General features: G+C 38.3%; 37 protein-coding genes and 1 tRNA gene. 4 read left to right on the forward strand and 34 right to left on the reverse strand.

The annotated features are described in order from the left end of the window. The first annotated feature begins 19 nt into the window (after window positions 1-19). Window positions 20-1,396, forward strand: a complete 1,377-nt coding sequence (locus tag EW15_RS10370; RefSeq protein ID WP_052041215.1) for a tetratricopeptide repeat protein — start codon at window positions 20-22, stop codon at window positions 1,394-1,396. 713 nt (window positions 1,397-2,109) lie between these two features. Here the strand turns inward: EW15_RS10370 and EW15_RS11400 are convergent. Beyond that, the gene (locus EW15_RS11400) at window positions 2,110-2,280 is read right to left on the reverse strand and encodes a hypothetical protein (protein ID WP_197049679.1); all 171 of its coding nucleotides are present in this window, start codon (window positions 2,278-2,280) and stop codon (window positions 2,110-2,112) included. Then, window positions 2,281-2,511: a hypothetical protein gene (locus EW15_RS09035; protein ID WP_038654304.1), complete on the reverse strand. Its 231-nt coding sequence runs from the start codon at window positions 2,509-2,511 to the stop codon at window positions 2,281-2,283. 361 nt (window positions 2,512-2,872) lie between these two features. On the opposite strand from EW15_RS09035, the gene EW15_RS09040 reads away from it, so the two are divergent. Further along, complete coding sequence (locus EW15_RS09040; protein ID WP_038654306.1) at window positions 2,873-3,154, forward strand: DUF1651 domain-containing protein; 282 nt, start codon at window positions 2,873-2,875, stop codon at window positions 3,152-3,154. 170 nt (window positions 3,155-3,324) lie between these two features. On the opposite strand, the gene EW15_RS09045 is transcribed toward EW15_RS09040, so the two are convergent. Together EW15_RS09045 and alr are read right to left on the reverse strand one after the other, a co-directional pair. After that, window positions 3,325-3,413: transfer RNA gene (locus EW15_RS09045), tRNA-Ser, on the reverse strand. A 60-nt stretch (window positions 3,414-3,473) separates the two neighbouring features. After that, a complete protein-coding gene (gene alr, locus EW15_RS09050; RefSeq protein WP_038654309.1) occupies window positions 3,474-4,682 on the reverse strand; it encodes an alanine racemase in 1,209 nt (402 codons plus the stop codon). 73 nt (window positions 4,683-4,755) lie between these two features. On the opposite strand from alr, the gene EW15_RS09055 reads away from it, so the two are divergent. Continuing rightward, window positions 4,756-5,262 (forward strand): HNH endonuclease, encoded by a 507-nt coding sequence (locus tag EW15_RS09055; RefSeq protein WP_038654310.1) that lies wholly within the window; start codon window positions 4,756-4,758, stop codon window positions 5,260-5,262. A 6-nt stretch (window positions 5,263-5,268) separates the two neighbouring features. On the opposite strand, the gene prfA is transcribed toward EW15_RS09055, so the two are convergent. From prfA to rplC, 30 genes are all read right to left on the reverse strand, one after another. Further along, on the reverse strand, window positions 5,269-6,366 hold the full coding sequence (gene prfA, locus EW15_RS09060; protein ID WP_038654312.1) for a peptide chain release factor 1: 1,098 nt from the start codon (window positions 6,364-6,366) through the stop codon (window positions 5,269-5,271). Between the two features lie 35 nt (window positions 6,367-6,401). Further along, on the reverse strand, window positions 6,402-6,662 hold the full coding sequence (gene rpmE, locus EW15_RS09065) for a 50S ribosomal protein L31 (protein ID WP_038654314.1): 261 nt from the start codon (window positions 6,660-6,662) through the stop codon (window positions 6,402-6,404). A 33-nt stretch (window positions 6,663-6,695) separates the two neighbouring features. Then, window positions 6,696-7,103 carry a 30S ribosomal protein S9 gene (gene rpsI / locus EW15_RS09070; RefSeq protein ID WP_038654316.1) on the reverse strand — a complete coding sequence of 136 codons (408 nt, stop codon included), beginning with the start codon at window positions 7,101-7,103 and terminating at the stop codon, window positions 6,696-6,698. Continuing rightward, window positions 7,100-7,552, reverse strand: coding sequence for a 50S ribosomal protein L13 (rplM, locus tag EW15_RS09075; protein ID WP_038654318.1), 453 nt, complete (start codon window positions 7,550-7,552; stop codon window positions 7,100-7,102). Before rplM ends, rpsI begins: the two co-directional genes overlap by 4 nt. 221 nt (window positions 7,553-7,773) lie before the next feature. After that, window positions 7,774-8,589, reverse strand: a complete 816-nt coding sequence (truA, locus tag EW15_RS09080) for a tRNA pseudouridine(38-40) synthase TruA (RefSeq protein WP_038654320.1) — start codon at window positions 8,587-8,589, stop codon at window positions 7,774-7,776. Window positions 8,590-8,637: 48 nt separating this feature from the next. Then, window positions 8,638-8,988, reverse strand: a complete 351-nt coding sequence (rplQ, locus tag EW15_RS09085) for a 50S ribosomal protein L17 (protein WP_011295449.1) — start codon at window positions 8,986-8,988, stop codon at window positions 8,638-8,640. 39 nt (window positions 8,989-9,027) lie between these two features. Then, on the reverse strand, window positions 9,028-9,966 hold the full coding sequence (locus EW15_RS09090) for a DNA-directed RNA polymerase subunit alpha (RefSeq protein ID WP_038654322.1): 939 nt from the start codon (window positions 9,964-9,966) through the stop codon (window positions 9,028-9,030). Between the two features lie 51 nt (window positions 9,967-10,017). Beyond that, complete coding sequence (gene rpsK, locus EW15_RS09095; RefSeq protein WP_011295451.1) at window positions 10,018-10,410, reverse strand: 30S ribosomal protein S11; 393 nt, start codon at window positions 10,408-10,410, stop codon at window positions 10,018-10,020. Between the two features lie 63 nt (window positions 10,411-10,473). Next, entirely contained in the window at window positions 10,474-10,839 is a 366-nt protein-coding gene (rpsM, locus tag EW15_RS09100; RefSeq protein WP_038654324.1) for a 30S ribosomal protein S13, read from the reverse strand. 111 nt (window positions 10,840-10,950) lie between these two features. Next, window positions 10,951-11,067, reverse strand: a complete 117-nt coding sequence (gene rpmJ / locus EW15_RS10660) for a 50S ribosomal protein L36 (protein WP_011295453.1) — start codon at window positions 11,065-11,067, stop codon at window positions 10,951-10,953. A gap of 45 nt (window positions 11,068-11,112) precedes the next feature. Continuing rightward, window positions 11,113-11,661: an adenylate kinase gene (locus EW15_RS09105; protein ID WP_038654326.1), complete on the reverse strand. Its 549-nt coding sequence runs from the start codon at window positions 11,659-11,661 to the stop codon at window positions 11,113-11,115. Between the two features lie 25 nt (window positions 11,662-11,686). After that, window positions 11,687-13,006, reverse strand: a complete 1,320-nt coding sequence (secY, locus tag EW15_RS09110) for a preprotein translocase subunit SecY (protein ID WP_038654328.1) — start codon at window positions 13,004-13,006, stop codon at window positions 11,687-11,689. 64 nt (window positions 13,007-13,070) lie between these two features. Next, window positions 13,071-13,517, reverse strand: a complete 447-nt coding sequence (rplO, locus tag EW15_RS09115) for a 50S ribosomal protein L15 (protein WP_038654330.1) — start codon at window positions 13,515-13,517, stop codon at window positions 13,071-13,073. Between the two features lie 5 nt (window positions 13,518-13,522). Beyond that, window positions 13,523-14,149: a 30S ribosomal protein S5 gene (gene rpsE, locus EW15_RS09120; protein WP_038654332.1), complete on the reverse strand. Its 627-nt coding sequence runs from the start codon at window positions 14,147-14,149 to the stop codon at window positions 13,523-13,525. Window positions 14,150-14,163: 14 nt separating this feature from the next. Further along, window positions 14,164-14,532, reverse strand: coding sequence for a 50S ribosomal protein L18 (rplR, locus tag EW15_RS09125; RefSeq protein ID WP_038654335.1), 369 nt, complete (start codon window positions 14,530-14,532; stop codon window positions 14,164-14,166). 32 nt (window positions 14,533-14,564) lie between these two features. After that, entirely contained in the window at window positions 14,565-15,104 is a 540-nt protein-coding gene (gene rplF, locus EW15_RS09130; protein ID WP_038654337.1) for a 50S ribosomal protein L6, read from the reverse strand. A 17-nt stretch (window positions 15,105-15,121) separates the two neighbouring features. Next, on the reverse strand, window positions 15,122-15,523 hold the full coding sequence (rpsH, locus tag EW15_RS09135) for a 30S ribosomal protein S8 (protein ID WP_038654339.1): 402 nt from the start codon (window positions 15,521-15,523) through the stop codon (window positions 15,122-15,124). A 19-nt stretch (window positions 15,524-15,542) separates the two neighbouring features. After that, entirely contained in the window at window positions 15,543-16,082 is a 540-nt protein-coding gene (rplE, locus tag EW15_RS09140; protein ID WP_038654341.1) for a 50S ribosomal protein L5, read from the reverse strand. Window positions 16,083-16,171: 89 nt separating this feature from the next. Then, the gene (rplX, locus tag EW15_RS09145; RefSeq protein ID WP_197049717.1) at window positions 16,172-16,483 is read right to left on the reverse strand and encodes a 50S ribosomal protein L24; all 312 of its coding nucleotides are present in this window, start codon (window positions 16,481-16,483) and stop codon (window positions 16,172-16,174) included. A 47-nt stretch (window positions 16,484-16,530) separates the two neighbouring features. After that, a complete protein-coding gene (rplN, locus tag EW15_RS09150) occupies window positions 16,531-16,896 on the reverse strand; it encodes a 50S ribosomal protein L14 (protein ID WP_038654345.1) in 366 nt (121 codons plus the stop codon). Then, entirely contained in the window at window positions 16,893-17,159 is a 267-nt protein-coding gene (rpsQ, locus tag EW15_RS09155; protein ID WP_038654347.1) for a 30S ribosomal protein S17, read from the reverse strand. Before rpsQ ends, rplN begins: the two co-directional genes overlap by 4 nt. A gap of 10 nt (window positions 17,160-17,169) precedes the next feature. Then, window positions 17,170-17,382, reverse strand: coding sequence for a 50S ribosomal protein L29 (gene rpmC, locus EW15_RS09160; protein ID WP_038654349.1), 213 nt, complete (start codon window positions 17,380-17,382; stop codon window positions 17,170-17,172). Further along, window positions 17,379-17,864 carry a 50S ribosomal protein L16 gene (gene rplP, locus EW15_RS09165; RefSeq protein WP_038654351.1) on the reverse strand — a complete coding sequence of 162 codons (486 nt, stop codon included), beginning with the start codon at window positions 17,862-17,864 and terminating at the stop codon, window positions 17,379-17,381. Before rplP ends, rpmC begins: the two co-directional genes overlap by 4 nt. A gap of 12 nt (window positions 17,865-17,876) precedes the next feature. After that, the gene (rpsC, locus tag EW15_RS09170) at window positions 17,877-18,611 is read right to left on the reverse strand and encodes a 30S ribosomal protein S3 (RefSeq protein WP_038654353.1); all 735 of its coding nucleotides are present in this window, start codon (window positions 18,609-18,611) and stop codon (window positions 17,877-17,879) included. Further along, window positions 18,611-18,991 (reverse strand): 50S ribosomal protein L22, encoded by a 381-nt coding sequence (gene rplV / locus EW15_RS09175; protein WP_038654355.1) that lies wholly within the window; start codon window positions 18,989-18,991, stop codon window positions 18,611-18,613. The genes rpsC and rplV overlap by 1 nt, the downstream gene beginning before the upstream one ends. Before the next feature lie 2 nt (window positions 18,992-18,993). Next, window positions 18,994-19,269, reverse strand: a complete 276-nt coding sequence (gene rpsS, locus EW15_RS09180) for a 30S ribosomal protein S19 (protein ID WP_011295469.1) — start codon at window positions 19,267-19,269, stop codon at window positions 18,994-18,996. Window positions 19,270-19,304: 35 nt separating this feature from the next. Then, window positions 19,305-20,168 (reverse strand): 50S ribosomal protein L2, encoded by an 864-nt coding sequence (rplB, locus tag EW15_RS09185; protein ID WP_038654357.1) that lies wholly within the window; start codon window positions 20,166-20,168, stop codon window positions 19,305-19,307. Between the two features lie 4 nt (window positions 20,169-20,172). Continuing rightward, the gene (locus EW15_RS09190; RefSeq protein ID WP_038654359.1) at window positions 20,173-20,484 is read right to left on the reverse strand and encodes a 50S ribosomal protein L23; all 312 of its coding nucleotides are present in this window, start codon (window positions 20,482-20,484) and stop codon (window positions 20,173-20,175) included. Next, window positions 20,477-21,112 carry a 50S ribosomal protein L4 gene (gene rplD, locus EW15_RS09195; protein WP_038655496.1) on the reverse strand — a complete coding sequence of 212 codons (636 nt, stop codon included), beginning with the start codon at window positions 21,110-21,112 and terminating at the stop codon, window positions 20,477-20,479. Before rplD ends, EW15_RS09190 begins: the two co-directional genes overlap by 8 nt. After that, complete coding sequence (gene rplC, locus EW15_RS09200; RefSeq protein ID WP_038654361.1) at window positions 21,112-21,768, reverse strand: 50S ribosomal protein L3; 657 nt, start codon at window positions 21,766-21,768, stop codon at window positions 21,112-21,114. The genes rplD and rplC overlap by 1 nt, the downstream gene beginning before the upstream one ends. Before the next feature lie 370 nt (window positions 21,769-22,138). On the opposite strand from rplC, the gene EW15_RS09205 reads away from it, so the two are divergent. Next, window positions 22,139-22,603, forward strand: coding sequence for an NAD(P)H-quinone oxidoreductase subunit N (locus EW15_RS09205; protein ID WP_038654363.1), 465 nt, complete (start codon window positions 22,139-22,141; stop codon window positions 22,601-22,603). Window position 22,604 lies beyond the last annotated feature (1 nt).

Genomic DNA, 22,604 nt, shown 5'->3' on the forward strand with positions numbered 1-22,604 from the left:
GGGGACTTCCTAAGAGATTATGGAATCTAGTAGTAAAAATCAAGAGAGGGAAAAAGTCATAAAAATAAAGACATTTACAATTCCATCTTCTTTGGGAGAGATCAAAGAAAATATTATAATTAATACTGATACTTCATCTAAACATTCTAAAGAGGAAGAAATCTATCAAGTCTCTAAGTTACATTCACAAGAAAACAAATTAGAAGCAGCAAACTATTATAATTCCTTAATCAATCAAGGGTCTAATGATTATAGAGTATTTTCTAATTATGGAGTAATATTAAAAGATCTTGGCAAATTAAAAGAAGCTGAAATAACTCTGAGAAAAGCTATTAAGTTAAACCCACATAACCCAAAGGATTATAAAAATTTAGGAAGTATATTAGTGAATCAAGGTCAATTAAAGGAAGCACTAATAGAAGTAGAAAAAGCAATTAAAATAAATCCTAATTATGAAAAAGCTCATCTTAATCTAGGAGTTATACTTAGATACAATGGACAAATAAAAGAAGCAGAATTATCATTCCGCAAAGCACTAGAAATTAAACCTGATTACGCAGATGCTCATTATAATTTAGGAATTATTTTAAAAGATAGTGGTAGATCAAAAGAGGCAGAACTATCATTCCAGAAAGCCATTAAAATTAAACCAAATTGGGAAGCAAGTTTCCTCTATTCGAGTATTCTTTTTGATAAAAAAGATTTTGATGGCTCCCTAAGTAATCTTCAAAGAATAAAATCTAGCGTAACCTCGGGTAATTTAAAGACAGTCCAAGCAGCAATAACAGCAATCAATTTAACTAAAAAAAAATCACTCAATAAAAATCAATTAGACTCCTCAAAAACCTCAAAGTTATTAAAGGAAGAAAAGTTTAATCGACTGATTTTAAAACGACCAGTAGAGAAAGAACTTCTATCGTATCTATATAAACTAAATACAATTTTACTAGACAATACAGATCCAAACGATTCGAGATACGGAAAAGGTTTATGCTCAGATTTTAATTTATTTGAAGATAATTCACAAATTATTAGAAAGTTAGAAAGTGATCTAATAGAGATATCAAAAAGATCACTTAATAAAAAAAAACTAATAATTACTGACTCATTTTTTAATATTTTTATTTCAGGTTCTGGATCAAGAAGACATCACCATATTGGGAAACAAGATATGAACTTTGGACTATATTTTCATAAATATTCATTAGTATATTATCTAGATATAGGAGATCAAACTTCTCAAAATCCAGGCGTACTTAAATTATATAATCCTGACGAAGAGATACTACCCTCAAACGATATGATTATCATACTTAATAGTACAAAACTTCATTCAGTTTCATATGTTGGAAAAAAAGATAGAGTAATGGTAGGTATTAATTTCTATGCTTTCTAAGAAGAAATAATTTAACTTGATTAACAAATAGTTAATTCAATAGCTACAATTAATAGTGAATAATCAAAGAAATCTACGAAATATCAGATTTCCTTAAGTCACCCAGTATTTTATTCCTATTAATTACCTTTTTTTGTCCCCAACATATACTCCAACTTCGTGTCAGAATGAGAATTCTGAGGGACAGTCTTTCATCTAAGCCTTTTATAGAATCTAATTAGTAATCTTTAACCCCTTCAAGGACTGAAATGACAAGAGGAGGGAGGATAATAGAGAACCCTATAACCTGAAAAACACTACCCACAACGCAGCACCCGAAATAGACCGACATACCTGAAACCCGCATCCCTTCAGCGATCTCACTTTCCCCCTACTCAGTGCAAGGAATCTATGGCACACTTACTGAGAGCCTTGGACTGCCTGATCTTCTAATTCCTTACTGGCAACATTTTTTTCTGTTTCTTGGACTTATATGGACTTGCCCGAACCAATTAAGAACAGAGAGGGAGGACTTTTGAATGACACCAAGTGGACTGTGGTGGAGCAGCATGACGCAAGTGGATGAGATTTTGGGGTTATTCCACCCAACATTCCACCCAACACATTTAAAATGTTATTTAAGGATCACAATTACTGTCTAAAATATACTGTCAAAATTAAAAGAGGGACTCAAGATCGCTGAAGCAGCAGGGTCCCTTTCTTAATGCAAGAAATCAAGGTTTCCAATACTCATCCCATTCATCCTGAAGTTCTTTCTGCGATAAAGAGTTGTAGAAACCTCTCCACTTCTTTTCTGAATTTGCGTCAGTTGCACTCAATGACACCATTAGATCTATTCCTTCTTCTTTGGTAAAGGATTTGCCTTGATTTGATTTGAATATCACTTACGAAGCAATCTCTTCCCAAGGATCACGTGAAGACAGTTCCTTGAATGGTATCAATTTAAAATCACCTCTCCTGATACCACTACAGATCAATCCATCTGGATGTTCTCTCTTAAATATTTCAACTGCATCTTCTTTTCGTTCTGATGGAATCGTGACTTTATAAATCACATCACCTGAATCACGAATCTTATAAACAAAAATCCAATCATATTCTTTACTATCCATCATCAGTTCATGCTGACTAACTTTGTTTTAACTCACTTTGGTCTGATGAACCAATTACACAAATAGAAACAGGTGTTTTCTCTCATGTTCCAATGATTTTGTTTGATTAGAAATGGGTTGGAGTTCTAGCACTTGTCTTCCCGTAGGTCAGGGAAGTGGTTAGTAAAGAAAATGGATTGTTCACACGGATACACAAGTGCTGAACTTAAAGGGGGCAACCAAAATCTTGCCCCCTTCTTTAATGGAAAATTTATTGGTTGACCATCTAGACAAAAGCAGTATATTTGTACTAGTTCAATCCCCGTCACAAACAACAAAGGAACCACCAGTGAGCAGGTGGTTTTTTTGTCTCTTGAAATAGAAAATGAACCAACCAATCAGAGAAGCATTGCCAACGCCAACAGGATGGTTAGTTGCACCGACTAGAGATTTTTGTCTGTTCTTTATTCGTGATCCCAAATCGGTCATGGTTGCACCGACTGTCTTGACTCAACTTTGGTACTGCACAGAGGAAGGCATTCCAACAAGACTAAAGAACACAAGACGATTGGATTATGAGAGTGCTCATGAAACTTGGAACGAACTACTCTCTAATGATTGGGAATTAGTAGAACATCAATTCGGTGCTTGTGTTGATGCTGCTTAATCAACCACTGATATCACCCAACACAAGATTGTTTAACACCCAACATTCCACCCAACAAAAAACTGAACTGTATGGCACAGTATGGACACTCATGATTCAATCATTTTCGTAATATCTAGTCACTGACTGGCATTTGAGTCCTTATGAAGCACCCTGAACCAAAATAAATACGGAGAGGGAGGGATTCGAACCCTCGACAGAAGTTACCTCCTGTAACTCCTTAGCAGGGAGCCGCTTTCAACCACTCAGCCACCTCTCCATAAGAAGTACCATATCAAGTCAAAGCTCAATAAAATTAAATTGTGATCCTCTAAAGATGTTAAGTGATAACTCTAGGAAGTCGATTTCTGAAACTACAAAGGACTTCCCATGGAATCGAACCAGACAAATCACTCCATTTCTGAGGTGAAATCATGACGTCACCATCAGTTCCAAGGAGAGTTAAAACATGTCCTATTTTGATATCAGGTTTATCAGTTATGTCAAAAACCATTTGATCCATCGCAATTGCACCAACTTGAGGTATTAATACTCCATCTATTGAAGCTGATATCTTTCCTGAAAGCACTCGGCTTACGCCATCTGCATAACCAATTGCAACGACGGCAAGCTTACTTTTTCTTTGAGTTTTAAAAAAATGTCCATACCCCACCCCTATCCCTTTATCAACATCCCTAACCAAAGTCACTCTGGCTTTTACTTTTAATGCTGGCTTAAGTTTTAAATCAGAGCCAAACTCATTCACAGGAAAATAACCATAAAGGCTTAGCCCTACTCGAACCATATCAAAATGCAGACGACTATCTGAGAGTGTGCCTGCAGAATTGGCAAGATGTCGACAAAGTGACTTGTTACGTTTACCCAAATCATTCAAAACTTTTTCAAATCGATTTAGCTGCATCTGAGTAAAACTTTTACAATTATTTTTTACTTGATCTGAATCAGCAATTGCCAAATGACTATATATACCTTTTAAAGATATGTTTTCTAAATAATCTATTTTAGAGATTAACTCTTCTGCCTCATGACAATGACATCCAAGTCTCGTCATTCCTGTATCCACTTTTAAGTGAACAATAAATTTTTTATGATTTTTTTCAGCAATATTATTGCAAATAATTGCCTCACGGATTCCACTAATCGTCGGAATAAGAGCCCAACACAATGCGGTATAAAATTCTTCTCTATTTATTAAATTTCCAAGAATTAATATCTGACACTTAAAGCCAGCATTTCTTAATTGAATCCCCTCTTCTAAAGTTGCGACTCCAAGACTATCTGCACCTCCAATTAAAGCTGCCTTTGCGACAGTCTCAGCACCATGTCCATATCCATCAGCCTTTACAACCGCCATTAGTAAGCAATCTTCGCCGATAAAGTCTTTCAAAACTCTTGAATTTTTTTCAATAACTTTCGGATCGACCTCAACCCATGCGCGACTTCGAGGATCAGGGTTCGTCACATTTTTAGTTATCCCACCAACAGTGAAAAATCTTTCTCTTTTATTGATCTTTGACATATTCTGTATGCAATCAATGTAATAAGGAAAACTGCATTAAGTTTGTATTACCACTAGCATGCCGCTTAAATAGCTTGCTTGCATGGGCCAAGTTCTTGTTTTGAATGCGTCCTATGAACCATTGAACATCACTTCATGGCGTCGCGCGACTGTTTTAATGCTTAAGGGTAAGGCTGAAAGTCTTGAAGAGGATGATTCACACAATATTAGGAAAGATGTAAAAGCACCCACAGTAATAAGATTAAGACAATTTATTAAAGTTCCATATCGTGATATTCCTCTTTCTAGAAAAAATATATTTCAACGAGATGGTAACTGTTGTCAATACTGTGGTCAGAAAAATAAAAAACTTTCAATCGACCATGTTTTACCACGCAGTAGAGGAGGAACAGACAATTGGGAGAATGTAATTACTGCTTGTTTACAATGCAATGTGATGAAAGGTAATAGAACTCCAGGTGAAGCAAAGATGCCATTAAAAACAAAACCTTATAAACCGTTAAATAACATGAGTCTTGAAACAACAAAACAAATTCATTCTGGTCGCCATAAAGAATGGAGTAAATATGTAATTGGATGGGTAGCGTAGCTTCTTTTAATCTTCAGATTGATTACTAAGCTCTTCCATTTGCCTTTTTTGTTCTTCTGCAATACATGCACCTATGACATCTTCCAATTGACCTGAAAGAACTTGCTCGAGGGGGAAATTAACTCCTAGACGGTGATCAGTTGTTCGATTATCTTTGTAGTTATATGTCCTAATCTTTTCACTTCTATCACCTGTGCCTACCTGAGACAATCGAGCAGATCTTTCCTTTGCATTAGCCTCTGCTATTTCTAATTCTAATAATTTAGCTCTTAAAATCTCCATTGCTCTTTCTCTATTTTGCATTTGAGAACGTTCTTGCGTACAAAAAACTCTTATGCCTGAGGGCTTATGAAATAAATCAATAGCTGTTTCTACTTTATTTACATTTTGCCCGCCAGCACCACCTGATCTTGCCGTACTGATTTCTATGTCAGTAGAATCTATTTTCACCTCTACTGGATCAGCTTCTGGCATTACAGCAACAGTTGCAGTAGAGGTATGAACTCGCCCTTGAGATTCAGTTGAAGGAACTCTTTGAACTCTATGGACACCTGCTTCAAATTTTAATTGGCTATAAACAGACTCTCCTTTGACTGAGATAATCATTTCACGAAAGCCCCCCATATCAGCTTCTGTTGAGCTTATGGGCTTTACATTCCATCCAAGTTTTTGACCATATCTCTCATACATTCTTGCTAAATCACCAGCCCATAAACAAGCTTCATTACCTCCTGCTCCAGCTCTTATTTCAAGCATCACACTTCTTTCATCTCTTGGATCTTTGGGTAAAAGAGCCACAGTCAACTTTTGAATTAATTCATTTTTTGAGAATTCGAGATTTTGAAGTTCTTCTCTAGCTAAAAGTTCCATCTCTTTATCATCTCTGCTTTCTTTTACTAATCCTTTAGCTTCTAGACACTCTTTTTCTATTATCTGAAGCTTGAAATAATCATTAACCAAAGGCTCTAAACGGGATCTTTCTCTAGCAATTGTCTCTAATTGTTTTGGGTCTGATGCAACATCTGGATCAGCTAATTGCAACTCTAAGTTTTGAAAACTACTTTTAGCTGTTTCTAATCGTTTAATTAGGGTTGAAGAATCCATTCTTTTTATTCCCTAAATCTTTAGATCAACAGCTATCAACTTTCTTTTTGTTCTTCTGAAGATTTATCTTTTTGTTCACTTGAGTCAGATGAAGCCATACCATATTTTCTCATAAATCTATCTACTCTTCCTTCCGTATCTAAAATCTTCTGAGTCCCGGTGAAGAAAGGATGATTTCCACTCCAAACATCAACCTGTATTTCAGGCTGAGTAGAACCTGTTGTCATCACAACTTCTCCATTACAAATTACTTTTGCTTCTGGATACCAAGTTGGATGTATATCTGATTTAGGCATGATAAAAATTTAAAACTTTGATGTGGAGTAAAATTATCTCTTTGAGAATTGAGGAGCTTTACGAGCTTTTTTGAGACCATATTTACGCCTTTCTTTTGCTCTAGGGTCACGACTAAGGTGGCCCTCTACTTTTAGAGGTTTACGATTATCAAGAGATAAAGTACATAAAGCTCTAGCAGCTCCTTGCTTAATGGCATCAGACTGACCAGTCAATCCTCCACCATAGACATTAACTAAAACGTCATATGATTCACTCAATCCTAGAGTTTTCAAAGGAGCTTTAACAGCAGATATATAAGCAGGATTAAAATTTAAGTAATGGTCACCAGGGCGACCATTGATGGTTATTTCTCCTTTGCCAGGAGTTAATCTAACTCTGGCTACCGATGTCTTACGCCTACCAGTTCCCCAGTAAACTACTTTGTTTGTAGAACTAGTCATTTGGTAACAGATTCAGAATTTAGGGGAAGAATTTTAGGTTCTTGAGCTGAATGAGGATGATCAGAGCCTTTATAAACTTTGAGTTTAGTAAATAATTGCCTTCCTAATCTTGTGTGAGGAAGCATTCCTTTAATTGCCTTTTCAACTATTCTCTCAGGAATTCTGGATTGAAGAGCCTTAAAGGTTTCAACTTTCATACCGCCTGGACGTCCAGAATGTCTGCGGTAAAGCTTTTGATCTGATTTTTTGCCGGTTACTTTAATCTTTTCTGCATTTACGACAATAACAAAATCTCCAGTATCTAAGTGAGGAGTGAAATTTGGCTTTGTCTTACCCCTTAATACACTAGCAACTTCAGTTGCTAGTCGACCAAGAGTCTGATTCTCTGCATCCACCAGAAACCACTGGCGATCTATTGAATCCGGCGATGGAACTGATGTCTTGTTCATTTTTTCTGAACACCTTTTAACACTGAAATAAGCATTATCGTTTTGATAATACCTTTTTAAAGAAGTTATCAAGTCAAAAAATTGATCTGATTCTTCAGGAGATTGATTCTACACTTTCACGGCTTAAAACTCGCCTTTTTGTTCGGATAAAATTTAAATTACTGATTTAACTAAATTCATATATTTTTAATTTATTAATCTTTTATTTAGCTTATATATTTCTAAGGCTCAAATATTGGGAGAGAAAAACTTGGAAAAGTGTCAAAACTTTTCTCTTTTGAAAAGATATTTTCCTCATAACCAACTCTTATCAAACACAGACCATGCGGAGGAGCAGCCTCTTTCACCTCTGAGCGCAAACCCTTTCTCCATCTATATATAAATTTCTCAAGAGAAAGTCGTTTTTCTCCAACAGCAACTAATTGGCCCATCAAAAGCCTAACCATCCCATACAAAAAGCCACTGGCCTGAATTTCAACTGTGACTATATCCCCATGACGAGAAATAGAAAAATCTTGAACTGTGGTAATTGAATTACTTCTATTACTTCCTGCTTTTTGAAACGCTGCGAAATCATGTAAACCTAATAAATCATGCAAAGCATGCTTCATTAAATCGATATCCAATTTGAATCTATATTTATGCCAACTTACATTTTGAAGGAAAAGATTTGGATAGGAACCATTAAAAATAGAATATCTATACCTTCGATATTTTGCCGAATAGCAAGCATGCCAGTCACTGGGAACACTTACTGATTCAAGAACTTTAATTGATTCTGGAAGTCTACCATTCAAGGCTGATGTCCATTTATGAATAGGAATTGGGCCAGAGCAATCAAAATGAGCAACTTGTCCTGAAGCATGAACTCCTGAATCAGTTCTGCCTGCGGCTATTGCTTTTACTGGTCTTATTGGATCAAGTTCTGCAATTTTTTCTTCTAAAGTTCCTTGAACAGTTATTGAATCTTTTTGATTTTGCCAGCCTCTAAAACCTGATCCATCGTATTGAAAAACAATTGCAACTCTATTCGTCAAATTGAACTAATAAGTAAAAAGTATGATTTGTTTTGGAGAATTAATACCCTATACAAGCTCAACAATGGCCATTTCAGAATTATCACCGCGTCTTGGAGTCGTTCTCACAATTCTTGTATAACCACCTTCTCTATCACCATATCGCTCTTGAGCCTTTTCAAAAAGTGCATGAACTAATTGCTTATCGTATACATATCCAATAGCTCTTCTCCTTGAAGCAAGACTGCCATCCTTAGCTAAAGTAATCATTCTCTCAGTTTCATTTCTCAAAGCTTTAGCTCTTGCTTTCGTTGTTGTAACTCTACCTTCACGAATTAGTTGAGTAGTTAATCCTCTTAAAAGTGCCTTCCTTTGATCTGCAGGGAGACTCAATTGTGGAATTCGACGTTGATGACGCATTGGATTAGCTTTGAAATTTAGTAGTAATAAACCTGAAAGTCATGCGGAAGTTCTACTTTGTGGAATAGAAATCCCAATTCTCTCTAGAGCTTCAATAACTTCATCAGCGGATTTAGAACCGAAGTTCTTAATTTCCAATAAATCCTCATAACTGAAACCCATCAAGTCTGAAACAGAGTTCACTTGGGCTCGTTTTAGGCAATTGTAAGCTCTTACTGACAAGTTTAACTCCTCGAGGGGAATTTGGGCCTCTGCTGCAGGCTCTGGCTCTTCAGGAATCTCTTCTACCATTGAGACAGTAGCAAGAGGTTGAAAAAGTTCGATTAATTGATTCGCAGCTTCCGCTAATGCATCGTCTGGAGAGGTGGATCCATCGGTGACCAACTCCATTTTTAATCTTTCTCTAGTTGATCCCCCCTCAGCCACAGCAGTTTCATCAATAGTAAAATTAACTCTATTTATAGGCATAAATACAGCATCTATTTGAAGTAAATCAATTGCGCTTGTCTCTTCATTTCTTCTATCAACTGGTCGATATCCAACGCCTCTTTCTACATGTATTTCTAGTTCTAGGTTATGCCCCTCCTGAACTGTTGCTATTGGACGATCGCCATCAACAACTTCAACTTGAGATGAGAACTGAATATCCTTTGCTTTAACTTCAGCTGGTCCTGTCACAACAAGTCTTCCTATCTCAAGCTCTTGACTACGGCTGTCAACTGAAATTTGTTTACAATTCAGAAGAATGTCTAGGACGTCCTCTCTTACACCAGGAATTGTTGCATATTCATGATTAACACCTGCAATCCTTACAGCAGTAACTGCGCTGCCCTCGAGTCCGCCCATTAACACTCTGCGTAGAGAATTACCCAAAGTAGTGGCTTGACCTCTTTCAAGAGGTCCGATTAGGAAGACGCCTGTTTGGGAGCGATCATTAGAAACTTGATGGTCGATCCTGTCTATCTGGTATTGCAACACGGTCTAATGCGATGTGGAAAATAAAGAAAAGTTCACTTAAGTGAGTAGATTTTAAACGCGTCTGCGCTTAGGTCTCCTGCAACCGTTATGAGGAAGAGGAGTTACATCTCTGATCAAAGTAATTTCAAGACCAGCTACTTGCAACGCTCTTATTGCGGTTTCACGACCTGAGCCCGGTCCTCGTACGAGAACTTCTATTTGACGCATTCCTTGCTCTAGGGCCCGTCGGGCTGCAAGTTCAGCAGCGGTCTGGGCAGCAAAAGGAGTGCCTTTTCGAGCTCCTTTAAATCCACTTGCTCCTGCTGATGACCAGGAAATGACTTCACCAGAGGTGTCAGTAATTGAGACAATGGTGTTATTAAAGGTACTTTGAATATGCACAACTCCATTTGGAACGTTGCGCTTTGACTTCTTAGAACCGGATTTCTTTGAGGTTGTAGCCATTAGGCTGTGCTTTATTTAAAAAGATTTAGTAAATTACCAGTTGGTAACAGGAGTCTTAAGAAATTATTTCTTTCTTCCTGCAACAGTTTTTCTAGCTCCTCGCCTTGTGCGAGCGTTAGTTCTTGTTCGTTGTCCACGAACAGGAAGGCTCATTCGATGCCTACGTCCACGGACACATCCGATATCTTGAAGTCTTTTAAGCGCCATTCCTTCTTGGCGCCTTAAATCTCCTTCAACTGTGAATTCTTCAGTAACAGCTCTGAGCTTCTGAATATCACTATCTTCTAAATCCTTTACACGAATATCAGGATTAACACCTGATTTCTCGAGGATAGCCTGGGCTCTGGTTAAACCAATGCCATAGATGTAAGTAAGGGCAACTTCTACCCGCTTTTCGCGAGGTATATCGATGCCTGAAATCCGTGCCACTTAGGGATAAATCGAAGAGGACAATGAAAATCATCATAATTTAATGATGACAGTTAATAAAGGAGCAAACGAAAAATTTTAATCGTTTAAGACTTCTTTAAAAGTCAGGTACTAGCCCTGACGCTGCTTATTACGAGGCCTTTTCTTGTTGATCACATAGATTCGGCCTCTTCGCCTCACGATCTGATCGTCAGGACTAATTTTTTTGACTGAGGATCTAACCTTCATTTGGTGAGACTCTCCCTATTTCCAAACTATAACTTTACTACATCGTCAGCCTAAAGACTTCTCAATGCATGAAAAAACAACATCTATGTCAGCATTACCTTCTATCTCCTTAAGAATACCTTGTTTTTTATACAAATCAATTAATGGAGAGGTTTTCTCTCTGTATATGTTCAGTCTGTTACTTATTACTTGTTCATTGTCATCCTGCCTTCCTCTTTCTAAAAGCCTTTTAATTAAATAATCATCATCAACTTTTATTAATATTACCGCTTCTAAAGGTTGCTTAATTTTTTCTAAAAGATTTTTTAGAGAATTAGCTTGATTGATATTTCTAGGGAAACCATCCAGCAACCACCCCTGATTAATATTTACCAATCTTCCCTCAACAATTGAGAGAACTAATTCATCACTCACTAATTCTCCTTTATTCATAATCTCAGCAGCTTTAAGACCTAAAAAGGATCCAGAGGAGACTTCATCTCTAAGTAAATCTCCAGTTGAAAGATGAACTAATCCGTATTTTTTGCAAAAAAGATTTGCTTGCGTGCCTTTACCCGCTCCAGGGGGGCCAAGGAATAGTAATTTCTTTTTCATTTAAATAAAAAGCATAGTAGAAATTTTATTCACGTACTAATCCTTCATATCTTTGAGAAATGACATAAGTTTGAATCTGTTTAGAGGTATCAATTGCCACTCCTACCAAAATCAATAATGAAGTTGCTCCAAGCCCTTGAAAAGTTTGAACATTAGTTGCTCTCTCTACTGCAGAAGGGACAATAGCAACTGAACCAAGAAATAATCCACCAAGTAAAGTAAGGCGGTTTTGAACACCTGAAAGGTAATTAGAAGTAGCACCTCCAGGCCGTACTCCTGGAATTGCTACACCACCCTTTTTCAAATTAGAGGCTATGTCTACTGGATTAATTGTTAGAGAAGCATAAAAGTAAGCGAAACCTAAAATTAATGCAAAAAAGGTAATTGCATATGGCCATGGGTTGGATGAACCTGGATTAAGTGAACTCGCAGCCTTAATAAGTAAAGGGTTTTGAGTGAAATTTGCGATTGTTATTGGGAGAAATATTAATGCAGAAGCAAAAATTATTGGCATAACGCCACCAGCATTTAACTTAAGAGGTAAATAACTTTGCTTACTTGGCAACAGGGCTCCTCCACCCATTTGGCTTTTTGCACTCACGATGGGAATCCTTCTAGCACCTTCTTGAACAAAAATAATACCCACAATAGTAATTAAAAAAACTATCAAAAGAATTATTATGCCCAGAACATCGGCACGATCTCCTGTTTGAGCTTTTTCAAGAGTAGAGCTAAGTGCCTTAGGCAAAGTAGCAACAATATTCAAAAATATAACTAATGAAGCGCCTTGGCCTATCCCCTTTTCAGTAATAATCTCACTAAGCCACATAACTATCATCGATCCAGTGACTAATGCCAGAGATGTTTGAATAACAAATTCAGTTTCGCCAAGACCTTCGACCGCATACTGTCGAAGAATCAAAGCAAAAACCGTGCTTTGAACCATTCCCCATCCCAAAGCGACGTATCTAGTGATTTGAGCAATCTTCCTTCTTCCTGCCTCTCCTTCATTTTTCTGTAGATCCTCCAATTGAGGTAAAGAAGCAGTAAGCAATTGAATAATTATTGACGCATTAATAAATGGAAGAATACCGAGTGCAAAAATTCCTAAAGTTGAGATCCCACCGCCTGTAAAAATATCAAGAAATCCAATCAATTGTCCCCCCTGATCAATAAAAGTTTTAAAAGCCTCTCTATCTATTCCAGGCATCGGAATATAAATTCCTAATCTAACAATTAGCAATAAACCTAAGGTCGTTAAGACTCTTTCCCTCAGTTTTTCATTACTAAAAATCTGGGTGATTACTTCACCTGCACTTGCGTTTCGACCACGGCTTATTAACATTTAATAACTATAATTAATGAGAGGCTAGTGTATAAAACTGAATTTTTAAGATAAAAAATTAGTTTTACAGCTCACATGAGCCCCCGACTTCTTCAATTTTCTTTCTAGCAGATGTTGTAAATGCTGAAGCTTGAACAGTCAATTTCACTTCTAATTTCCCATTACCAAGGATTTTTAGAGGATTTTTAGGTTTAGTCAAAATACCCTCCTTTACCAATAAATCAAGGTTAACTACGGTCCCATCTTTAAAGGAATTCAACCTAGAAACATTTAGGACAGTAAAATTTTTCTGATTAACAATTGGGAAATGCTTTAATTTTGGAACTCGTCTGTATAAAGGCATTTGACCGCCCTCAAACCCTGGGCGAGTAGGTCTTCCTGATCTAGATTTTTGCCCCCTCATACCAAACCCACAACTAGCACCTTGACCAGCAGCTATACCACGACCTTTACGCATTTTTTTACGTCTAGATCCTTTATTTGATTGAAGAGATTCTAATTTAATAGTCATGATTTTTAGGAATAAATCTGCTCAAGTGAAATACCACGCTCTTTTGCTGTGGCTTTATGAGTTCTTAACTCACTTAAAGCAACCATTGCAGCACGAGCATTATTAAGAGGGGTCTTACTACCTAATCGCTTTGCAAGAACATTCTTAATTCCAGCCAACTCTAAAACAGTACGAATTGAGCCCCCGGCAATTACTCCTGTTCCAGGAGCTGCAGGACGAATCAATACACTTGCAGCTCCATCTCTACCGTTAGAGAGAGTTGGAATCGAACTATTTCGAGTTAAAGGAACACGAACTAAATGTTTTTTGCCATCAGCAACTCCTTTACGAACGGCACCTATAACATCTCCCGCTTTCCCAACACCAACGCCAACTTGCCCTTTTTCATTGCCTACTACAACTATTGCTCTAAAACTCATTTTCTTTCCACCTTTGACAGTTTTCGAAACCCTTCTAATTTGAACAACTCTTTCTTGCCATTCAGAATCTCTTTCTTGACCTCTTCTATCTCTTCTTCCTCCGCGTTTTTCACCACGGTTGCGACGATTTTCCTGCCTCCCATCTGCCGCAGGAGTGGCATCTGATGATCCAGAAGTTTTTTTATTTGGGGACTGGTTTTTAGAGTCTGTCATTATTAAAGCAATGATTAAAAGTTCAAGCCTGCCACTCTGGCAGCATCGGCTAGAGCTTTAACCCTGCCATGATAGATGTTCCCACCTCTATCAAAGATAACTTGTTTGATGCCTTTTGATAAAGCTTTTTTTGCAACAAGCTCTCCTACTGCTGTGGAAGCATCACAACTTCCTGCATTAACTTTTAAAGAAGCTTTCAAGTCTTTATCAAGAGTTGATGCTGCACATATAGTGTTTTGAGCATCATCATCTATTATTTGAGCATAGATGTGGTTATTCGAACGAAAAACAGCAAGTCTTGGTCGAGATTCTGTTCCGCTTAGGTTTCTCCTCAAGCGTTTATGTCGTTTTTGGGTCTGTTGTTTTCTAGAAAGTTTTGACATGGCTAAAATTTTTTAAAGACAAATAAACAAGATTAAGTTTTGCCAGACTTACCAGCTTTTCTAATTATTTGTTCTCCTTCATATTTGATTCCTTTACCTTTATAAGGTTCTGGGGGCCTAATTGCTCTTATTTTGGCAGCTTCATTGCCAACTAATTCTTTATCAGGTCCAGTTACAATCACATTTGTATTATTTTCAACTTTAAAAGTTATGCCTTCTGGAGGAACAACCTCAACTGGATGACTGTAACCGGCACTAACAACAAGAGTATTTCCTTTTACTTGAGCTCTTGATCCAACACCAATAATCTCAAGTTTTTTTGTAAAACCATTACTGACTCCCTCGACCATATTGGCAACTAGGGATCTACATAGACCATGCATTTCCCTGGACTGTCTCTTTTCATTTATGGGGTTAACAAAAATATAGTTTTCTTCTTTGCTTAGGCTTACCCCATTAGGAAGAGTTCGTTGCAGCTCCCCTTTTGGACCTTTTACAGTGATGGAAAGCCCTTCAAGTTTTACATCTACCTTTTCAGGAAGGGAGATTGGTTTTTTTCCAGTACGAGACATAATAAATACCTAATCAATCAACATACATAGCAGAGGACTTCTCCTCCAACACCTTGCTTGCGAGCATCACGATCACTCATGACTCCGTTAGAGGTAGAAATTATTGCAATTCCAAGCCCCCCTAAGACTTTGGGTAATCCTCGAGTATTTTTATAAATCCTCAATCCAGGCTTACTAACTCGCTGCATTGAACGAATAATTGGTGAGCGATGCTTCCCAGTATATTTCAATCCAAGAATGAGCTGCTTTCGAAAGCCTTCTCCTTCTTCATTGATTTCTGCAATAAATCCCTCACGTTGAAGAACCTTAGCGATACTAAGAGACATTTTTGAAGCAGGGACATTGGTTTTTTCATGACGTTTTTCACTCGCATTTCTTATGCGAGTGAGCATGTCTGAAATTGGATCGTGGTTGGCCATAGTATTTAGCTAATCAAAGTCATTTTTTACGGAAGGGCATTCCCATTTCAGTTAGAAGAGCCTTGCCTTGTTCATCAGAGGAAGCACTGGTCACAATTGTGATATCCATACCTCTAATAGTGTCGACTTTGTCAAAAGTAATCTCAGGGAAAATAAGTTGCTCTTTAACTCCAATGGTGTAATTTCCTCGGCCATCAAAGCTTTTTGGACTCACACCACGAAAATCTCTGATTCTTGGAAGTGCCAGATTTATGAACCTTTCCAAGAATGCATACATGCGATCACCTCTAAGTGTAACTGCGCAACCTATTGGCATTCCTTGTCTGATCTTAAAAGTAGCAATTGCTTTCTTTGCTCTTGTCACAAGAGCCTTTTGCCCCGAGATTGTTGCCATTTCATTTAGAGAGGCTTCTAAAGCTTTTGAATTCGTTGCTGCTTCACCAAGACCTCTATTTAAAGTGACCTTCTGCACCTTAGGAACTTGATGAACATTTTTCAGACCAAGATCTTTTAAAAGCTTTGGTCTAATTGTCTCTCGATAACGGGTTTTTAGTGACATTGTTGGAAAAAAGTTAATTCTGGTCTTGGTCAGAATTCAATTGGGAAAAGAAAGTCTGCTTTAGTTAATTGAGACAAAGGAATAGTGAATTAATCAATTAATTCCCCAGTCTTTTTTAATCGTCGTTTCTTTGATCCGTCTTTATCTACAAAAATCTCAACCTTACTAGCAACTTTTTCTTTAGTTGAGTAGATCATTACATTTGAGGCATGCAAGGAAAATTCTTTGGTTTCTATTCGACCAGTTTCTCCTTCCTGTGAGGGTTTTACATGCTTTATTCTTTGGTTAATTCCTTGGACTAAAACCCTATTTTCATAGGGAAGTGTTTTAAGGACCTCACCAGTTTTACCCTTGTCCTTTCCAGAAATAATCTGAACTGTATCTCCTTTACGGATCTTCATTTTAATCCGATCAGAAGAAGCTTTGGTTTTGTTAATTGCTGACATGACTAAATAACCTCCGGAGCTAAAGAGACAATTTTAGTAAAGTTACGCTCTCTTAATTCTCGAGCGACGGGTCCAAATACCCTCGTCCCTCTTGGGTTTTGATCCTCATTGATAAGAACGGCAGCGTTGTCATCAAAGCGAATTGAATTTCCAGTCTCTCTACGCATTGTTGCTCTAGTCCTAACAACAACCGCTTTAACGACATCTGATTTTTTTACTCCCATATTTGGCATCGCATCTTTAACAGAAGCAACAATTACATCGCCTACGTGGGCATAACGGCGATTAGAACCTAAGACCCTTATACATTGCAAACGCTTTGCGCCACTATTATCTGCAACGGTTAAGAATGTTTCTTGCTGAATCATTTTGCAGCCTCCTTAGATTTCATACCCTGAACGAGAACATCTGTAACCGTCCATCGTTTGTGAGCGCTGATAGGAGGAGACTCTTTAATCCGAACTCTGTCTCCCACTTTGCAATGATTTTCTGCGTCATGGGCTTTATATCTAGTCGTACGACTAATAATTTTTTGGTAGATAGGATGTGGAAATCTGTTTTCCACAGCAACAACTACTGTTTTTTGCATTTTGTCACTGACAACAGTGCCGACCATTTCTTTAAGTGCCATAACTAAAAAATCAAGATGTTGAGTTGGAGCGGCTTCGCTCGTTAGAAACCGTTAAAAGTTGGGCCAATTCGGTTCGTACCTCTTTAAAACGGTGAGTTTTAGCTAGCTGTCTAGTGGCTTGCTTGAAACGAAGATCAAAAAGTTCTTTCCGAAGATTTTGAATCTTGTCTGATATCTCGGAATCCGAGAGATTCCGTAAATCTTTTGTAGTTGTTTTACTCATGTTGATGGCTCCGAATCATCTGCTGTAACTGGCGTTTTAACAGGTTTATAATTTCCCTTGTTGAGATCTTTCTCTAGGGAAATAAATTTTGTTTTTACAGGCAACTTGTATTGAGCAAGGCGCATTGCCTCTTTTGCAATTTCCTCTGTAATATCTTCTCCACCCATTTCAAACAAGATTCGACCAGGTTTGACAACTGCAACCCAAAATTCTGGATTACCTTTACCAGATCCCATTCTTGTTTCAGCAGGTCTCATCGTTACTGGCTTATCGGGGAAGATACGAATCCAAATCTGTCCTCCCCTTTTTACATAACGAGTCATTGCTCGTCGACTTGCCTCAATTTGCCTTGAGGTGACCCATCCACAGTCTTGAGCTTGCAATGCAAACTGGCCAAAAGCGATTTTGTTGCCTCGAGTTGCAACACCGCGCATACGGCCTCTTTGTTGTTTACGAAATTTGGTTCTTTTTGGGCTAAGCATGGTTAAAACTCCTTATTTACCTTCATTGGAACGATCCTCAAATTGTGGAGGCCGTCGATTTCCCCTAGTGCGTCGAGGAGAAGATCCGACTGGCAAGGGTTGTTCTTCTTTAGGAAGAACTTCGCCTTTGAAAACCCATACTTTGATTCCTAAAACGCCATAGGTTGTAGTAGCTACTTTGGTTGCGTAATCGATCTCAGCTCTCAAAGTGTGGAGGGGAACTCTCCCTTCGCGTGTCCATTCAGAACGCGCTATTTCAGCACCATTCAACCTTCCACCAACTTGTATTTTTAGACCTAAAACACCAGCTCTTTGTGCTCTTTGAACGGCCATTCGAATTGTTCGTCTAAAAGCAACACGCTTTTCAAGTTGCTGCGCAATATATTCAGCCAGTAGATAAGCATCAGCATCAACTTTTTCTACTTCAACTACATTTATGCGGACTTGTCTATTTCTATCACCAATTGTTTTTTGAATACCCGATCTGAGTTCTTCAATCCCACTTCCTTGCCTACCAACAATTACTCCAGGCCTAGCAGTTTTCAATTCAACCTCAAGTTGATCTGCCTTGCGGGCAATCAATACATCACTTATGCCTGCTGCTCCATATTTTTTCTTGATGAAAGTTCGGATCCGATCATCTTCTTGCAGCAATAATGGATAAGTTTTACTTGGTGCGTACCATTTAGAACGATGTTCTTGGGTAATACCAAGCCTAATTCCGGTAGGATGAATTTTATGTCCCATCAGTCTGAGTCCTCAGAATTGGTTGATTGAGTGGCTGAAACAGCAATGCTGATGTGGCACGTCTGCTTTTTGATAGCAAATGCTCTACCTTGAGCCCTAGGCCGATAACGCTTCATTGGTGGACCCATGTCAGCCGTAGCAGTGGAAATCATCAAAGAAGAAGGGTCAAGTCCAAGATTGTTTTCTGCATTAGCAACAGCTGATCTCAAAACCTTTGTTATTGGCTCAGTTGATCGATAAGGCATGAATTCGAGCATAATTAATGCATCCCTGTAAGTTCTTCCTCTTATTTGATCAAGAACACGACGTACTTTTGAAGCAGATCCGCGGATGTAACGACCATGAGCTTGAGCTGTCGTTTTAGTAGATGAGTTAGTCATGATTAGCGTGCACCTTTTTTATCTCTGATGTGACCTCTGTAGGTTCGAGTTGGGGCAAACTCACCTAATTTGTGTCCAACCATTTGCTCAGTTATAAAAACAGGTATGTGGCTCTTTCCATTGTGAACAGCAATTGTGTGGCCAATCATCAATGGCAGAATTGTTGAGGCTCTTGACCATGTTTTGATGACAGCTTTATCGTCATTAGAATTTTGCTTCTCGATTTTACGAAGCAAACTGTCTGAAATAAAAGGCCCTTTTTTGAGTGAACGTCCCATAACGGTTTAAAAGAATTGATGAAGAAAGATAGAAATCATGAATCGCGACCTCCTCTACTCCGTTTAGATACTTTGCGTCGTTTTCGAAGTACGTACTTATTACTTGGCTTATTCTTCTTCCTAGTTTTCAAGCCAAGAGCAGCTTTACCCCAAGGGGTTACAGGACCAGCACGTCCAACAGGTGCTTTTCCCTCTCCACCTCCATGAGGGTGATCACATGGATTCATGACACTTCCTCTAACTTGAGGTCGTCTTCCAAGCCATCTTCTTCTTCCAGCTTTTCCAAGACTCGTATTTCTAATTTCTGAGTTACCAACCTCTCCAAGTGTGGCGTAACATTCTTTTCTAACTAAACGAACTTCAGTTGAAGGTAATTTCAATGCAACATAATCCCCTTCTTTAGCCATGACTTGGGCGCTGGCTCCAGCTGTACGAACCATCTGCCCGCCTCGACCTGGATACAGCTCAACACAATGAACGCTCGAACCTAAAGGCATTGAAGAAAGTGGTAAAGCATTACCAGTTTCAATTGGTGCATCTGGACCTGAAATAACTTCTTGCCCAACTGTTATGTCCGCAGGTGCAAGTATGTATCTCTTTTCACCATCAGAGTAGAAAAGTAGAGCAAGTCTTGCATTCCGATGCGGGTCATAATGTATTGCCGCAACTTTGGCCGATACACCATGTTTATTTCGACGAAAATCAACAATCCGATATAACCTCTTGTGCCCTCCTCCTCTATGTCGACAAGTAATTACTCCTCTATTGTTGCGCCCTTTTTTTCGATGTTTAGATACGACAAGTGAGCGTTCAGGTTTACTGGATGTAACTTCACTAAAGTCAGTTACGACTCTTGTACGAGTACCAGGTGTGTAAGGTTTGAAACTTCTTATTGCCATTGTTTTAAGCCTCCTCTGATTCTGGGAACAACTGTATAGAGTTGCCTTCTGCCAGGCGGACTACAGCCTTCTTCACTTGAGGTCTCTTTCCAGAAAACCTACCAACTCGCCTGCTTTTTCTTGGTGGGTTCATAGTACTAATACCAAGAACCTTGACATCAAACATTTTTTCTACAGCAGCTTTTATGTCAGGCTTAGCTGCCCTGGGATCGACTTCAAAAGTATACTGATTTAAATCCAAAGCTTTTGTGGCCTTCTCAGTTATCAAAGGACGCTTAATCACATCAGTAAGTCGTTTATCAAAAAATTTAGTCATTACTATAGACCTCCTTAATGGTTGATAATGCGTCTTCGCCTATTACCAAAGAATTGGCATTGAGAAGATCAAAAACATTTAATTGATCAGCAGAGATAAGCTTTACTTTCTCTAAGTTTTTAATTGAGCGCTTTATAATTTCAGTTGGTTTATTGAGAATAATAAGAATTTTCCCATCAGAATCAATTCCAACTCGCTTAAGTAGAGCAACAATTTCACTTGTTTTAGGAACTTCAAGCTTTGAACCGAAGTCTTTAATTATTTTTGTGTCTGAAATTCTACTCATTAGAGCAGTACGAAGAGCTAGTCTTCGTTCCTTCCTATTCATTTCCAAGTTATATTTGCGAGGCTTAGGGCCAAATATAATTCCACCTCCTGGTCGAAGAGGAGTTCTAATTGAGCCTTGTCTTGCTCTACCAGTACCCTTTTGCTTGTAGGGTTTTCGCCCACCTCCTCGAACCTCAGACCTAGTCAAAGTGCTTGCGGTACCTTGACGGCTGTGAGCCTGTTGACGCAAAACAGCACGATGTAATAAATCTGCTGCTGAGGAATCCTTAGCGGTTTTCAAATCAATTGATGATTCTCCAGCCTCTTTTCCTTGCCAATCAAGAACAGTACAGTTAGTCATCATTTACCTCCTTGCTGGGTAGAGACGCCAACTCTTTTGGCTGGTCTTATGTTTAAAAGAGATCCAGGCTTCCCTGGAACGGATCCTTTTACAACCAATAAATTATGATTTGTATCTATCTTAAGGATTTCAAGTCCTCTGGTAGTGACTTTTTTACCGCCCATACGACCAGCCATCCTTTTCCCAGGATAAACACGACCTGGAGTTGTTCCAGCACCTATTGAACCAGGCAATCGATGATTCTTTGAACCGTGACTCATAGGACCTCGGCTAAAACCATGTCGCTTTTGATAACCAGCGAATCCTCTACCCATAGTGTCGCCACTAACATCAACTTTTTGACCTTTTTCGAAATCATCAACGGTTATTGAAGCTCCAAGTTCAAATTCACTAGAGTTTTCTACTCGGTACTCTCGAAGATGACGCAAAAGGTCATTTCCTGATTTAGCAAGGTGACCTTTTGAAGGTTTGTTAATAAGTTTTTCACGAATCAACTGAAAACCTATCTGTACAGAAGCATAGCCATCCGTATCAGCAGATTTCAATTGAGTGATTCGACAGGGACCCGCTTCGATCAAAGTGACTGGAACGGCTCTGCCTTGATCATCGAAGAGTTGGGACATACCCAACTTCTTACCTAAGATTCCTAAAGACATGAGTTAAATAAACGCCAGCAAAAGGTCAATCATCTGTAAGGAGAAAGACTTGAAATCTGAATTAAATCGCCTATCTAGCCAAAAAAGTTGAAATTAATTGAAGTTCAATTTATTTGGAAATGCTAGCGACAATCAGTTGGCTGAGACTTTTTTAAACTTGTCGCAAAGTTCAAATAGTATCTCGACATAAGAAAATTAATTCTTCTGTACTGGCCAAAAAGACTAAACGCAAACGTCTAATCTGCTCAAGCATCCAGAGGCCCGGCTAGCGGGCGGGCATAAAAAAGCTTTAGCAACTTAAAAGATTACACTATTAACACCCATTTTGTGTGATGCTTCACTTGAATAAGAGAAAAAATTTGATTTAAGGATGCCTTTATTACTCTCTGGACAGAAATTTCGCACTGATCTTGAATCATTCGGCTGCCTTGCCATCCTTTGTCCATTAGAAGGAGGAGCAGAAACTCGTTTACTTCGAAGACTAAGAGCTAGTGGCTATCAAACACAGATAACTTCCTCTCGAGGATTGGGAGATCCTGTTGTCTTTCTTACCCAATTACATGGAATCCGACCACCACATTTGGGACATCAAAATGTTGGGAGAAATGGTGCCTTAGGGGAAGTTCAACAAGTTATTCCTCAATTAAATGAATTGTTAGTCGAAGATAAACCCTTAGTTCTATGGTTATTAGAAGGTCAAGTCTTATCTAAGTCGGAACTATTAGCAATAAATAATCTCTGCCAAAATGAATCTCGTATAAAAATTGTTATTGAAATGGGTGGGGCTCGAAGTATTAAATGGCAACCATTAAATGAATTCATCAATAAGGATTAGA

The sequence above is a fragment of the Prochlorococcus sp. MIT 0801 genome, assembly GCF_000757865.1.
Taxonomy (GTDB): Bacteria; Cyanobacteriota; Cyanobacteriia; order PCC-6307; family Cyanobiaceae; genus Prochlorococcus_B.